At 54.8% G+C, this 13,813-nt stretch carries 11 protein-coding genes; 5 read left to right on the plus strand and 6 right to left on the minus strand.

Going from position 1 to position 13,813, the window contains the following annotated elements; genetic code table 11:
• Positions 1-112: 112 nt before the first annotated feature.
• On the minus strand, positions 113-3,130 hold the full coding sequence (locus ADG72_RS02580) for a UPF0182 family protein (protein ID WP_048711979.1): 3,018 nt from the start codon (positions 3,128-3,130) through the stop codon (positions 113-115).
• A gap of 93 nt (positions 3,131-3,223) precedes the next feature.
• Between ADG72_RS02580 and ADG72_RS02585 the strand changes: the two genes are divergently transcribed.
• On the plus strand, positions 3,224-3,772 hold the full coding sequence (locus ADG72_RS02585; RefSeq protein ID WP_048711981.1) for a PPA1309 family protein: 549 nt from the start codon (positions 3,224-3,226) through the stop codon (positions 3,770-3,772).
• 8 nt (positions 3,773-3,780) lie between these two features.
• Here ADG72_RS02585 and ADG72_RS02590 read toward each other — a convergent pair whose 3' ends face one another.
• A complete protein-coding gene (locus tag ADG72_RS02590) occupies positions 3,781-4,965 on the minus strand; it encodes a YlbL family protein (protein WP_239667634.1) in 1,185 nt (394 codons plus the stop codon).
• A 164-nt stretch (positions 4,966-5,129) separates the two neighbouring features.
• On the opposite strand from ADG72_RS02590, the gene ADG72_RS02595 reads away from it, so the two are divergent.
• Entirely contained in the window at positions 5,130-6,647 is a 1,518-nt protein-coding gene (locus tag ADG72_RS02595) for a zinc-dependent metalloprotease (protein WP_048711985.1), read from the plus strand.
• A 127-nt stretch (positions 6,648-6,774) separates the two neighbouring features.
• Entirely contained in the window at positions 6,775-7,533 is a 759-nt protein-coding gene (locus ADG72_RS02600; protein ID WP_048711987.1) for a hypothetical protein, read from the plus strand.
• Here ADG72_RS02600 and ADG72_RS02605 read toward each other — a convergent pair whose 3' ends face one another.
• Positions 7,534-9,603, minus strand: coding sequence for an ATP-dependent DNA helicase UvrD2 (locus ADG72_RS02605; protein ID WP_048711989.1), 2,070 nt, complete (start codon positions 9,601-9,603; stop codon positions 7,534-7,536). It lies immediately after the preceding gene.
• Entirely contained in the window at positions 9,600-10,601 is a 1,002-nt protein-coding gene (gene nudC / locus ADG72_RS02610) for an NAD(+) diphosphatase (RefSeq protein WP_239667635.1), read from the minus strand. The genes ADG72_RS02605 and nudC overlap by 4 nt, the downstream gene beginning before the upstream one ends.
• 60 nt (positions 10,602-10,661) lie before the next feature.
• Here nudC and rph point away from each other — a divergent pair, with 60 nt between their 5' ends.
• A complete protein-coding gene (gene rph, locus ADG72_RS02615; RefSeq protein WP_048711993.1) occupies positions 10,662-11,441 on the plus strand; it encodes a ribonuclease PH in 780 nt (259 codons plus the stop codon).
• Complete coding sequence (gene rdgB / locus ADG72_RS02620) at positions 11,438-12,073, plus strand: RdgB/HAM1 family non-canonical purine NTP pyrophosphatase (protein WP_048711994.1); 636 nt, start codon at positions 11,438-11,440, stop codon at positions 12,071-12,073. The genes rph and rdgB overlap by 4 nt, the downstream gene beginning before the upstream one ends.
• Positions 12,074-12,155: 82 nt before the next feature.
• Here rdgB and ADG72_RS02625 read toward each other — a convergent pair whose 3' ends face one another.
• A complete protein-coding gene (locus ADG72_RS02625; protein ID WP_048711996.1) occupies positions 12,156-12,965 on the minus strand; it encodes an MBL fold metallo-hydrolase in 810 nt (269 codons plus the stop codon).
• Positions 12,962-13,804, minus strand: coding sequence for a glutamate racemase (gene murI / locus ADG72_RS02630; RefSeq protein WP_048711997.1), 843 nt, complete (start codon positions 13,802-13,804; stop codon positions 12,962-12,964). Before murI ends, ADG72_RS02625 begins: the two co-directional genes overlap by 4 nt.
• Positions 13,805-13,813: the final 9 nt, after the last annotated feature.

Here is a 13,813-nt window from a genome sequence, read left to right on the forward strand (position 1 = left end):
AGCGAAAAACCGCTTCCATTCTCCTGCATGTCGACGACACCCGACGTGAAACGACTGTGGGCCCGGGTGAGTATTCCTCACCCGGGCCCACACCTTTACTCAAATTGAGCTATCAGGAACCGGAGCCGCTTTGGGCATCCAGCTTCTTTTGGGCGTCGATAGCCTTCGTCAGAGCATCATTTAGACGCTTCTGTGATTCGCCATAGGCTGCCCAGTCGTTGTTCTTCAGTGCATTCTGACCATCTTGGATGGCTTGGTTAGCATCTTGAAGCGCTGAGGCAAGCTGCTTGGAGGGCTCGCTTTCAGCTTGGTTTTGTTGATCGCCACCGCCCTTATTCTTATCGGCAGATTGATCACCGCCAGCGACCTTTGCAGCGGAATCACCGCCGAAGGTTTGATCAAGGGATTCTGCCAGTGTGGGCGCAAAACCAACTCTGTTACCAAAGGCTGTCAGCACAAAACGCAAGACCGGGTAGTTTGCTCCACCCGAACCTTGGATATAGACCGGCTGGACGTAGAGCAGGCCACCACCAACGGGCAGAGTCAACAAGTTACCCCTGATAACCGTGGAATCAGACAGGTTCAAAACATTGAGCTGCGAGGCAATCGTTTGGTTGGTGTCATAGGCGTTCTGGATCTGTCCCGGACCGGGGACCGTCGTCGAGGACGGAAGCGCAATCAGCCGTAGCTTGCCGTAGCCCTCACGAACCTTCGCGGCCTCGCTTCCGGTTTCGGAATCAACCGCGAGGAATCCAGCCATGGCCTCGCGCTTGGATTCACCACCCGGAACGAAAACGGAGGTCAATGAGAATTCCGCGCTCTGCTGCCCCGGCATCTGCATGGTCAGGTAATACGGCGGCTGCACACGGACTGCCTGCTGCTGCGAGCTGCTCATGGTAGCAGTCGATACCCCATTTGCAGTTGCGGCTGTTGAAGTTTCTTCAGCAAGGCGCCAGCGGTCACCACCGGTGTAGAAGTCAGAGGCATCGCGCACGTGGTAAGAGGTCAGCAGGTCACGCTGGACCTTGAACATATCCTCGGGGTAGCGCAGGTGGCCCATGAGATCAGCGGAAATGTTTTGCTTTGACTCAACGCTTCCCGGATAAATCTTCATCCACGTCGACAGAATGGGATCTTTTTCATCCCACTGGAAGAGACGCACCGATCCGTCGTAGGCATCAACAATCGCCTTGACAGAATTACGCATGTAGTTAATGGAGTTTTCCTGGATGTACTGCCCCACCGACTGCGAACGCGAATCAACCGTGCTGGACGACAGCGATTGATGCTGAGCATAAGGATAGGAATCCGTTGTCGTGTATGCGTCGACAACCCAAACAAGTCGCTTGGGCGTCGAGGGGTCGCCATCCGTATCGACAACGGCAGGGTATGCCTTCTGTTCCAGTGTCAGGTAGGGAGCAACCTTTGCAACGCGAAGAAGCGGATCACGATCGTAGAGAATCTGCGATTCCTCATTCGTTTGCGAGGAGAAGAAGATATCGGTTGATCCGAACTTAATCGAGTACAGAAGCTTATTCCAGAAGTTCCCAACTGAAGGACCGCCGTTACCCTTGAAGGTCGTCGAGACCTGGCCACCGGGTGCGTTGTCATCCGGGTAGTCGAGTTCCTGGTTGGGAGTTCCTTCAGGTCCGCCGACAATCGAGTAGTCGGGAGCCGACTGCGAGAAGTACACACGAGGCTCGTACTCGCCGATCTCTCCCTTTGAGGGGATGGACTGCTCCCAATACGAGGGAAGACCATCAGAGGTAATGCTGTTACCGTAGGCAGCCACAACACCGAAACCATGGGTGTAAACGGTGTGGCGGTTCACCCAGTTCTGCTGCTCTTGAGACAGGCCAGCCAAGTTCAGCTCACGCATTGAAATGACGGTATCGCGACGTTCACCGTTAATGGTGTAACGGTCGACGAAGAAACCAGAGTCAAAGGAATAGTAAGGACGCGACTGCTGCAACTGCTGGACAGTCTTGCGAATCACCTGAGGGTCAAGAAGACGAATCTGTGACGTTGACTCAGAGTCTTCACGAAGCTGTCCAGGTTGAGCGCTGGTCGTCGCATCGTAGGTCTGATAGTCCAGATCATCGAGCCCGTAGGCTTCCAAGGTCGCATCAATGTTGTGCTGAATATATGGAGCGTTAAGCGAACGCGCATTCGGACGTACGCGGAATTGTTCGATCAACGCCGGGTATGCGCCACCAATGACCAATGCCGCAACAACTGTGACCACAACACCAATCGTTGGAAGGCGCCACGTTCCCCTGAATGCGGCCACAAGGAACAGTGCAGCAACAGCGATGGAAATAGCAGCCAAAATCGAGTGCGCGGGAAGCGTTGCATTGACATCCGCATACATTGCGCCGTCAATATTGTCACCGCTCTGTGTAAGAAGCGAGTAACGGCCGATCCAGTACTGCACCCCAATAATCACCGAGGCAACCGCAGCCAAAATTCCCAGGTGACGACGCACAGGAACAGTCGCGTGCGGACGCGGCACCGCTTGCAAACCGCCGTAGAGGTACGAGGCAACGATCGAGACGACCAGCGAAAGAATCACCAAGTGAAGCAAGAAGGAAACAACAAGCTCCAAGAAGGGAAGGGTAAAAACGAAGAAGGAAATATCCCAGCCAAAAATCGGATCTGTCTTCCCAAAAGGAGTCGCATTAAGCCACGTGAGGGCTGTCTGCCATCCTTCTGCAAGACGAAGACCTGCGGGGATACCCAAAACCAATGCGACCAGCCAGAAGGCAAGCTTCTTGAAAGGCTCAATAGCATCTTGGTACTGCCGCAGATTCGCGGCGGCTTCGCCGCGCTTTGACGATACGCGGTGACGATGGGCCAAGCCGATCATGGTGCGCAGCACAGCGACTGACAAGACAACACCGACAACGGCTAAGCCTGCAATCACTCCCCAACGCGTCAGTAAGATCCGAGTCGCGTGCATCTGCTGGAACCACAAAATTTCAGTCCAGAATGAAGAAGCCGCGTAGACAAAAAGTCCAAGAAGCACCAGAACCATAACGGTAATTGCCCCCGGCCCCACCTTTGGGCGTCGGATCTCAATTTTGGGCAATTGAATTGGCTGATGGTCAGGAAAGAACGGAGAATCGCTCACAAGACATCCTCTCGAAGAGTGATCACAGTGATCCTATTCTAACGAGAGGCTCATGCATCTGCGCCTGTCTTTCGCCTATGGGAAAATGACACCATGGTTGAACTGACTCCTACTGCACGTCAAATTGCTCTTGCGCACGTTGTTATTGACATCGAAAAAGCAGCATCGGTCGCGGGCTGGGACCACGCGCCTTCCCTTTACGCTCTGGTTCACACCGCGATGTTGCTCGAGCAGCCTGATCTACCCGATGAGCTCAAGGACGCACTCCGCAAAGAATGGGATGGGACGGACGAGCACCTCAGCGCAATCATCCAGGAAGACTTCCAAGGAGACGACCTTGAAGAGATGTTGGCTCATCTTGCTTGGCCCCCTTCGGTCGTGGGCGCAGCTTTGAGCGTCGAACGCGTCATTGTTCCACCTGAGGTCGAGGCTCAGGCCCCAGCAGATCCCGAAGAAGCCATTGCGTTTATCTCAAACCATCCCCAAGCTACTGATGTCCGTATCGCCGCGGGAGCATTACGCAGTGGAGAAACGTGGAGCGCCCTTCGTGCCCGCACTTTCGATAGCGATGACAAGGTCGGCCAAGGATCACGCTTGGTTCCCAGCCTGACCGACGCTCTTCTGGCCTCGCTCTCGGACTGAAAATTCTGTTACTTGGCCTCGCAGGTTGGTAGGGAATCCCCACGATTCTGGCCAATCGCGACCACGTCCTCGTGCGCTTCATGAAGGGTCGAAACGCGAACGACACGCAGCCCTTCGGGAACGTGCCCGATCACCTGATCGCAATTGCTTTCCGGTGCAAGGAACCAGCTGGCCCCATCGCGCTTTGCACCCTGCATTTTCTGTGCGATCCCACCGATTGGCCCAACCGTACCGTCGTAGGAAATTGTCCCAGTACCCGCGATTGATTGGCCTCCCGTCATGTCTCCTTCACTCAGGCGGTCAATAATTGCCAGCGAGAACATCATTCCTGCCGAAGGGCCGCCGATATCTTTCATAGCAAAGTTAATTTCCACGGGAATATTGGCCTTAACACCCAGATAAATTCCCATTTTTGAGCCCTGAGATCCATCTTCAGGCGCGGATGTGACGATTGTTTCTGTGTGTTCGACGTCTTCGCGCTTCAGGGTGATCGTAACGGTGGAGCCTGGGGCAACAGAATGCATGATCACGAAGGGATCTGCCGCCGTTTCAATCTGGTGCACCACACCATCGGGTGTCTGGATTGACTCCAAAATGTCAGAGTCTTGAACTTTTCCAACCGCATCTGAGCCCTCGACTGCACCGGAGATATACACGGTTGCGGGAACCTTCCACCCCAGTTCCGCGAGCGCGGCGATCTGAGCGGAATACTGTGAGTTCTCCATCTGATGTGCGTTCCGGTTATCCACTTGCTCGCGGGTCACATTCGCTGGGTAAACCTTTGAGTACGGGATCATTTCCGAGGCCGGCGTCAGTTTCGCTTGAATCCATCCAAAGACGTTGAGGCGCCTACCCGGACCTCCCATTTCCGTGACGGTCACCATCCGGAGTTGCCCGCCTTCCTTGGGGGCGGTGGGGTCGGGGTTTGTGATTTCTTTGCCAGTTTGTGGATTGGTACCCGTGATCGACAGAATTTCTTTTAAGTCACCCTGTTGGTCCTGTGTCTTCCCTAAGACATCAACTGTGGGTCCAGGGAGCCTCGCAACGTAGGGAAGCGGAATCACAGTGCAGGCAATAATGACCAAAGTAAACGCCACGACACCAGCGGTTAGACGACGAAGCCATCGAAGAGTCCGCTCACTGCGTTGCGTAGTGTCGGTCTCTTCATACTCGAGGTCTTCGTTGTCATTCATACCTGCCATTGTCTCTCAGCTGCTCACTCCGTGTCCCGAAAAGCAATAAAACTAGAGAAAGAGGCTGCCTCATCACGCCCGTCTAATTGCGCTATGAGCAAAGTTGAGCGAAAAGAGCGCGATATCTCTAGTACTTCTTGTTCCTTGACTATTAGGCTCGTGACATGAGTGACAACGAGTCGAACATGGAAGAGTTCCTACGTCAGTTGTTGGGCGAGCAGGCCGCTCGCGCTGCAATGGAATCCATGCGCGCCCGAGGCATTGACCCCGAAAGCCTCAACAGCCAATTCCCTGATCCCTACATGATGAAGCAGGCACTCACTCAATTCACGATTATGATGAACGGCCCTGCCAGTGGTCCTGTGGATTGGAAGAGCGCCTTACAAGTCGCACACACCAAATCCTGGGATTCAAAAGAAACCGCAGTTACCGCAGCGCAAGCTCAACGAACTCGCGAAGCAATGTCTGTTGCTGATCTTTGGCTAGATGCCGTTGTCGAGTTTGGTCCCGGAAACGTCAATCGTCAGGTATGGACTCGCTCTGAATGGGTTGATGGTACCGCCGAGGTATGGAAGCGTATCTGCGAACCAGTCGCTGCAAATGTTGCTCGGGCCTTTGAAAATATCCTCGACGAGCAACAAAAGCACATCGCGGATATTGATCCCTCGCTATCAGATTCGGTTCCAGATATTTCAAGCCTTCTTAACTCAACTCGCGATATTTTGCCGAAGATGTCGTCATTCCTTTTTGCAAGCCAAATCGGAATGGCCTTGGGGCAGATCGCTCAAAGTGCTCTGGGATCAACAGACGTCGGTATTCCCCTTGCTGATGCTTCTACCACAGCCCTAGTCGCTCGTAATATCGAAGATTTCGCTGATGAACTTGAAATTCCCTTCGAAGAAGTGCTTCAGTTCATTGCTTTGCGCGAGTGCGCACATCATCGTCTCTTCGCCGGTGTTCCCTGGCTGGCTGGTGATCTTACGCGTGCAGTCGAGCGATACGCGCAGCATATTGCGATCGATAGCGAGGCCGTCGCCGAGGCCGCGACTCGTCTTGACCCAGCGAACCCTGAGTTCAATGAAGATTCGCTGAACGAACAGATCTTCGCAGCCGCACCGACGCCCGAACAACGTGCAGCATTAGAGCGTGTGGAAAATCTTCTCGCCCTGATCGAAGGCTGGGTGGATGTTGTCACCTCACAGGCAGCACGCCCCTATCTTCCCCACCTTGAACAGCTGCGCGAGCTGATGCGCCGCCGGCGGGCATTGGGCGGTCCCGTTGAGAAGATTCTTGGAAGCTTAATTGGCTTGAAGATGCGTCCGCGTCGTGCTCGCGATGCAGCCAAGCTCTTCCAATTGGTCACTCAAGACGAGGGCAGCGAAGCCCGCGAAAAGCTGTGGGCGCACCCCGATTTGATTCCCAATAGCAATGAGCTCGATTCTCCAGAAACCTTTGTTTCACTTCGACGCGCCGAGGCCGAGGCCAGCGCCGATATCGACCAGGCACTTGAGTCGCTATTGGATGGTTCAATGGGATGGGCTGAGGGGCTTGATCCCACGATTGACCCCGAGGCAGATACCCTGCGTAAGGCAGGTTTTGATATTGGAGACGCATCTCAGGGCGGGGATAACGCTTCGGATGACGATCAATCTTCAGATAATGGGGCGGAGTCCCAATCCTGAATTTATTGACCAATTAATCCACAGGGTGAAGGCCTCATCGGAGTTTTCCACAGATTCTTAGTTCTTGCCCATAAGCGCAATCTCCCGCACACAATAGGAATTCCCTATTCCACAGTGCGGAGGAAAAATGGCAAGCCCCCTGAGTATCGAAATCAACGGAATTGACCCCGTGACCATCGCGGCAGTAGAACTCATCATTCAAACCCTGCCTGAGCTTAGACTTCGTCTTGTTGATTCACGCCGCCTGAGTGCTGAATTAGTAGGTCTTCTTCCGGAAGAGAGGCTACTTCCGCGACGTTCTCAAGCTCTTCGCTCACACCTCGCTAAGCACTATCCTCATCTGCGCTATTGCAGTTCATACTCCCCCATAGACTTAGGAATCATCGCTTCTGTGGGTTCCCATGACCTCGAGAAGGCGGACGCAATGATGCACTGCGATATCCCGCATCTCCTCACCTGCAGGAATGAGGGCTACTGGGACATCGGCCCGCTGGTAGTGCCGGGAGTCACCTGCTGTGCACGTTGTCTTGAGACCACACAATCCGACCGCAATTCACTCCCTAGCCTCGGTCGAGACCTTGAACTATGGCGTTTTGAAACGCCACTGCCCTGGCTCACTCATATGGCTGCAGCCTGGCTTTCTCTGATGATTTACGATTTTGCTCGCTTCGGCATGGACCGACGATCGTGCATGAACCGTTTTCTACGCATCACGACAGAAGGAGAGGTTTCATGGATCGAGGTCGATAATGATCCTCTCTGCGGGTGCACCAGTGCAGCAGTCTCACAGCCTCCGGCAGCTTCACTGACAGCAACTACTCTGTCCACCAGTATCGGCGAATTCGACATGCTCAGTCATAACCACCGCTACCGGATTGCCTCATAGTTACGCCGGCTCTGTCTCCACCTGAACTTCTTCGCCGCGGATAATTGCCAAAATCTGAGGCCCAAAGTAGTCGATTTTCACTTCACCAATTCCGCGAATAACCCGAAGCTGAGTCAGCGTCTTGGGCTGAGCGATAGCAACATCTCTCAAGGTCTTATCGGTAAGTACAGCGTAAGCCGGAACTAATCGAGCCTCTGCCTCAGTTTTTCGCCATGCACGTAAGCGTTCGAAGAGTTCAATGACCTCCGGAGAATTACTTTCCTCAAATTCAGCATGGGCAGCCTTGGCCGCGCTGCGTTTAGACGTACCTGCGCGCGCAGAAGAAGCTCCAACTTGGGGTCGTTCTTCTCGAGGCCACAGATCCTTCATAAAGCGGGAACGCTGGCGGTTTCCACCACCGTGGCGCGAACGCGAATACGAGATCGCAAGATGATCCCGAGCACGTGTCATTCCCACGTAGAGCAGACGTTTTTCTTCCTCAATTGAGTCTTCGCCCTGAGCAAGAGAGATCGGAATAAGCCCTTCACTCACTCCAGCAAGGAAAACATGCTCCCACTCCAGTCCTTTTGCCGCGTGAAGGGTTGAGAGCGTGACCCCCTCCGTAGTTGGGGCAGCTTGTGAGACCTCACGCTCAATAAGATTATTGACGAACCCAATGAAAGAGTTATTGGTAGAAGAGCGTGCCATTTCGACAATGGCATTGAGGTTATCCCATCGTTCTCGAACCGCGCCCTGAGCCTGTGGTGCCTGCGGGGACCATCCAGCGATTCCAAGAAGATCTTCAACCAAGTGAACAACATCAGCCTCATCAATTCCTTGATTGTGCAAGGTTGTCGCTTGCTTCTTTAATAGAAACATCGCGCGGCGGACCTCTTCGCGCTCAAAAAAGCGCATCCCAGAATGGACGAGGAAGGGGACGCCGGCCTCGCTCAGCTGAGCTTCGAAGTTCTCTGACTGACCATTGGTTCGATAAAGAATGGCGATCGAAGAATACGAAACTCCATCGTCGTGGAGCTTACGGATTTGCCGCGCGATTCCCACGGCCTCGTCATTGTCGTCCGCATAGCTCTGATAGTCGACAGGGACACCATTGTCACGCTGAGATACCAATTTCACGGCGCCTTTAAGAACAGACGAGTGTTCGCCCTTCATCAGGGTATTCGCTGCACTCACGATCTGCGGCGTCGAGCGATAGTCGCGAACCAATTGCACGACGCGAGCACCCTTGTGCTCCTGTGCGAAGTCTTGAAGGTAGCGCGGTGAGGCACCCGCAAAAGAATAAATAGTCTGCGCAACATCACCGACAACGCAAATATCATGGCGCCCACCGAGCCAAAGGTTGAGAACATGGTGTTGGAGGGCAGAGACATCCTGATATTCATCGACGACGAAGCTTCGGTATTGACGATGAATTCGTTGGGCAATAGCTGGATAATCCTGCAAGATTCCTGCCGTCAGCACCAATACATCTTCGAAATCGAGAACCCCACGATCCTCCTTTGCCTCCTGATAGGCGTCCATCAGTGCAAGAACATCGTCAGCGCTAAGGTCACCCGGTGGCGTTCGCCTATTGGCGCGAACTGCCTCAGCATAGGCATCAGCATCGAGCATGGAAACCTTCGACCACTCAACCTCGGCGGCCAAATCACGAACGAGCGCTTTGTCTGCGCGGATACCGATTCTTGCAGCAGCAGCGGAAATCAAGGATGCTTTGTGCTCAATGAGAGGTGGCATGCTCCCGCCGATGGCACTTGGCCAAAAATATTGGAGCTGGCGCAAGGCAGCCGAGTGAAAAGTCCGCGCTTGGACGCCTGGAACCCCAAGTGCCGTCAGACGCTCACGCATCTCAACTGCAGCTCTCTTCGTGAAGGTCACTGCCAAGACATTTGTCGGTTCGTAGACACCGCGTGCAACGCCATAGGCAATGCGATAGGTAATCGCTCGTGTCTTACCCGTCCCGGCCCCCGCAAGCACCGCCATTGGGCCAGAAACGAATTGCGCGACACTCCGCTGATCGGGATCTAGTGCTTCAAGAAGGCGTTCAGCGCGTTCTTCATCTTGGCTGCTCACAGTGCATCGTCTTCCGCATGCAACCAAGTGTCGATCATCATGCGAGCGATCGCGGTATGAGTAGGGATCTCCAGTTCTCCCCTGTTGACCGCATCAATAAGTTCCGCGCGCGTCATCCATTTCATGGCATCTACCTCTTCCATATCCGGAGAAGGATCCGGCGTACCAAAAACTTTCCCGGTAAAGCCAATCATGACCGAACGTGGGAACGGCCAAGGCTGCGTCGCGACATAGCGGACCTCTTCAACATCCAACGAGGCCTCTTCTTTTGCTTCCCGAACTACCGCATGCTCAGGAGCTTCTCCTGCCTCGACAAAACCAGCAATGAGCGACATGAAACGCGGCTTCCATGAGCGGTTGTGTGCAAGCAGCAAACGATCTTCCTCATCGGTGATTGCAACGATCACTGCGGGATCCTGCCTGGGATATTCGAGGCGATCACATTGGATGCACCTCTGAGTCTCTCCCCCGTTTTCGTGTTGAAGTTCTCCGCCACAGCTTGGGCAATAACGCGTACGTTCATGCCAACGCAGAAGCGCTAAGGCGCGCGCGCATGAAGAACAGTCAGCAGCTTCGAGGAGCGCTGCCTCATACCGAAGAGAGAGCCACTGAGGATCTGACGGCGCGACGCTAGTGGCCGCGGGCGCGTGAGTTCCTTCAACAAGCGCCCCCCATTCCTCTTCGGAGTCAAGGATTGCGATAAAACGCGCAACGCCGGAAGAATCAACCCCACCGAAGAGCACGCGTTCCGCATCCTCAACTGCAGGACCAATATCCGCAGCTCGACGTGGAGTGCTCCCATCGGAAGTAAGCGCAACCATGCCCTGAGAAGTCATTGCCAGAACACGCAAAGAGTTCGCGTGGGGCGCCAAGGAAGCGCATGCGGCCTCGTATCCACCCCTGTGCGTCATACGCGGAGCCCATGCGCTCAGTTCATGCGGGAAATAGAGCTGCTCATTGGCGAAAGGAAGACCAGTTACCGTGTCAAAATGGGGCATGATGTAACCGTAGCTGTCCTTCGCTTCAGTCACAACGCAAATGCGCGTTAGGCTGGAGCCATGACTACTTCTCAGCTTCGCGCCGATGGGCGCACTCCCTCTCAGCTTCGCCCGATGTCTATCACTCGTTCCTGGGCAGGAACCGGCGAAGGATCGGCACTGATTGAATGCGGGAACACGCGCGTTTTGTGCGTTGCTTCGCTGACCGAGGGGGTCCCCCGTTGGAAGCGCGACAGCGGAGAAGGTTGGGTGACCGCGGAGTATTCGATGCTTCCCCGCGCTACCTCCGAGCGCTCCCAGCGTGAATCCGTCAAGGGAAAGATCGGCGGCCGCACCCACGAAATTTCGCGACTCATCGGCCGTTCACTTCGCGCAATCGTTGATATCAAGGCCCTTGGAGAGAACACTCTGGTCCTTGACTGCGATGTTTTGCGAGCCGACGGCGGTACCCGCACCGCTTCAATTTCCGGCGCCTATGTTGCACTTTACGAGGCCATTTCTTGGGGTATTTCAAAGCGGATCATCGCCGCTTCTTCTCCTGAAAAGGTGCTCTCTGATTCTGTGAGCGCAATTTCCGTTGGCATCATCGATGGCACCCCCATGCTCGATCTTCCCTACGTTGAAGATGTGCGCGCACAGACGGATATGAACGTCGTCCAGACTGGTTCGGGTTCTTTCGTTGAGGTTCAGGGAACCGCTGAGCACGCGCTTTTCTCTCGCACCGAACTCGGCGAGCTCCTCGACTTGGCGACTGCAGGAAATGCTCAGATTCGCGATCTCCAGGCACGCGCGTTGGCGGCGGATCCAGGAGTCACCGTTTCTTCCGAGGCCGCACTGTGAGCTCCGTACGCAGCGCAGATGCGCCTCGCCTGGTTTTTGCGACCGGAAATGCACACAAGGTTGCAGAGCTCGAGGCGATCATCGCTCCCCTCCTCCCCGAGGGAGCCGGTCGAATCGCACGGATGAGCGACTTCGATGTCGTCGAGCCCGTTGAAGACGGCGCTACTTTTGCCGAAAACTCTTTGATCAAGGCTCGCTCTTTGTGCGCAGCAACCGGAATCGCTGCGCTCGCTGATGATTCCGGTCTGTGCGTTGACATCATGGGCGGCGCACCGGGCATCTTCTCTGCCCGTTGGAGTGGAGCTCACGGGAACGACCAAGCGAACCTTGAGTTGCTTCTTGCTCAGCTCAGCGACGTTCCGCTTCACTTACGAGGCGCTGCATTTGTTTCTGCAGCAGCATTAGTATTGCCCGATGGCACTGAGTTCGTTGAGCTCGGACGCGTCGAAGGACACCTGACGACCGCTCCGCAAGGCGAGCGGGGATTTGGTTACGATCCAATTTTTGTTCCCTCGGGTATGGATCGCACTGCAGCACAGCTCACTGCAGAGGAAAAGAATGCAATCAGCCACCGCGGGATTGCTTTCCGCGCGCTTGCGCCGCGAATTATTGAGGTTCTAGCAGGCAACTAAGCAACACATAGGAAAACGCGTAGTCGGAAGATGAGATTCCGGCTACGCGTTTCTTTTCCCAAAATCGGTGTGACTACGCGTTCTAGAAATCGACAGACATACCGGTCGTCGCAAGCTCCACGTTCCCGCTGTAAACCTGCTGTGTCTGCCAACGTGTAGCCTCAGGATTATTCCACGGCTGGATATGCGTGAGAATGACACGACCAACTTCAGCACGCGCAGCAAGAGTACCTGCACGGCTACCATCCATGTGGATTCCCTCAACGGTATCTTCCTCAGTAAAACCTGCTTCACTGAGAAGAAGATCTACCCCGCGAGCGCCTTCAACGATGCTGTCACACAAATCAGTATCGCCGGTGTAGAAGAAAGTGCTGCGCGATCCAGAGGTATCGCCTTCTGAAAAACCAGAAGGGCCGCTAATGCGAACGCCGAAGGCCGGTACAGAGTGCCACGCCTGTGCTGCACTCACGGTGAAGGGACCAAGAGACCAACTCTCAGCATCTTTGAGTTCCTTGAAAATGAACTCTGTCGAGTAGTTTTCCTCTTCATCGGCACCATCGATCTGGCGAACACGGTTCGGTAAACATGCCGGCCCCGCAAGAACCATGGGATCGCAATATGCACCAGGCCCCCAGCGCCGGTAGACGTGAAGAGAAATCACATCTCCCATGTGGTCTGCGTGGCAGTGCGAGAAAATCACCGCATCAAGATTTGCTGGCTCAATGTAACGCCACAACTCACCGAAAGATCCTGGCCCCATGTCCAAAACAAGGTTCCAAGTTCGCTCCTTCCCCGTTCTCTCATCGGGACCATGAGCTTGAAGCAGGTAGCAGGATGCAGGTGAATCAGGTCCAGACATTGAACCCGTGCAGCCGATGATACGAAGCCTCACTGAGCATCTCCTTCTAGCGGGAGGGATGGGACTTCACTCACGCTTTGAACCTCAGGCCCAAGGAAACGGCGGGCAAGAATCGGGAAGCGCGACGAAGCATCAGTGGTGAGGAACTGGTGCCGCGGTTCATCGCCTGCGCCCTGACGCGGCGCATGGAGCAGATCGCGGTCAACCAACTCGTTGTATGTGACATTCGCCGTCGTGGCCGAGGAAGTTACCAGACGAACGTTATCCCCCATCACTCGACCGATAACTCCGGTAAGAAGTGGGTAGTGGGTGCAGCCCAAAATCAGGGTATCGACACCTTCTTCTTTCAGGGGAGCAAGGTATTCGCGGGCAATACCCTCCAGCTCAGGACCTGCTGTTTGCCCAGCCTCGACGTACTCGACGAACAGCGGGCACGCCTGCTGGAAGACTCGAAGACCAGGAACTGCAGCAAGAGCATTGACATAGGCTTCCGATTGAATGGTTGCCTGAGTTCCAATCACGCCAATCTTGCGATTGTGCGTTGCAACGACAGCAGCACGCGCGGCAGGGGTCACGACCTCAATGACGGGAATGTGCTGGCCCACCCAGTACCGTTCCCGCGCGTCTGACAGCGCAGCAGCGGTTGCAGTATTGCATGCAATGACCAAAGCTTTTGCTCCGGCCTCGACAAGGCGGTCAAGCCCCCACAGCGTCAATTGGCGAACTTCGGCGATCGGACGCGGACCATAGGGAGCGTGAGCCGTGTCCCCCAGGTAAACGATGTCTTCGTCTGGCAGCTGATCAATGACGGCACGCGCAACCGTGAGTCCACCTAAACCAGAGTCGAAAATACCAATCGGCGCGTTATCCATACAACGAAA

This window comes from Trueperella pyogenes (assembly GCF_001070855.1).
Taxonomy (GTDB): Bacteria; Actinomycetota; Actinomycetes; order Actinomycetales; family Actinomycetaceae; genus Pauljensenia; species Pauljensenia pyogenes_A.